The following is a 1042-nucleotide window of genomic DNA, read 5'->3' on the forward strand; positions in this document are numbered from 1 at the left end:
GCCTACATCACGTCGCTACCTACCAGGACACGGCCATCATCTCGCCGAACAGCGACACGCCCTATTCCATGATGTTCATGGACGTGCGTAGCGAGCCAGTCGTGCTCTCGGTGCCAGCGGTCGAGAAACTGCGCTACTACTCGGTACAGCTCATCGACGGCAATACTTTTAACTTCGGTTACATCGGCAACCGTACCACCGGCAATGAAGCCGGCGATTACATGGTGGTCGGCCCCGATTGGAAAGGCGCGACTCCGCCGGGCATCAAGAAGGTGTTTCATTCCCGCACGCAACTGCCCTTCGCGATTTATCGAACTCAGCTGTTCAACCCAACTGATATGTCGAACGTCGAAAAGATTCAATCCGGCTACAAGGCACAACCGCTTTCCGCCTATCTCAAGCAACCCGCACCACCTGCCGCACCGCCGATTGATTTCCCGAAGATCGACAAAGACCTGGTGAAGACTGACTTCTTCAAGTACCTGGGCTTTGCGTTGCAGTTCGATCCCGCCGCACCCGATGAAGTGGCGATCCGCGAAAAACTTGCCCGAATCGGCGTAGGGAAGGATTTTAACTTCCAGGCCCTATCGGCCGAGCAGAAGGCCGCCATCGTTCAGGGCATGCAGGCCGGACATGCAAAGGTCGAAGATGGGATCAAGAATCTCGGCACGAAGGTCAACGGCTGGAMCATTGCCGGTGCCGGTGGCAACAGTGCCTTTTATAACGGCGACTGGCTGAAGCGCGCTGCCGTCGCGCAAGCGGGCATCTACGCCAACGATGCCGATGAGGCCACGTATCCGATTACCAGTACCTTACCCAATGGCGAGCGACTCGACGGCAGCAAGCACAACTACACGCTCACCTTTCCTGCCGGGCAACTCCCGCCAGTCAATGCCTTCTGGTCGGTGACGATGTACGACGGCAAGTCGCAACTGCTGATCAAGAATCCGATCAATCGCTACCTCATCAACGCGCCGATGCTACCCGACATGAAGAAGAACGCCGACGGCTCGCTGACGCTGTACATCCAGAAGGATTCACC

Annotated in this window: 1 protein-coding gene; it reads left to right on the forward strand. The window is 57.0% G+C overall.

The genetic code is table 11. The features are described 5' to 3' along the window. On the forward strand, positions 1 to 1042 hold a 1042-nt coding region (locus AC1DRJ_RS29280; RefSeq protein ID WP_477805199.1), incomplete at both ends, for a DUF1254 domain-containing protein.

Source organism: Pseudomonas sp. P5_B2 (assembly GCF_056400445.1).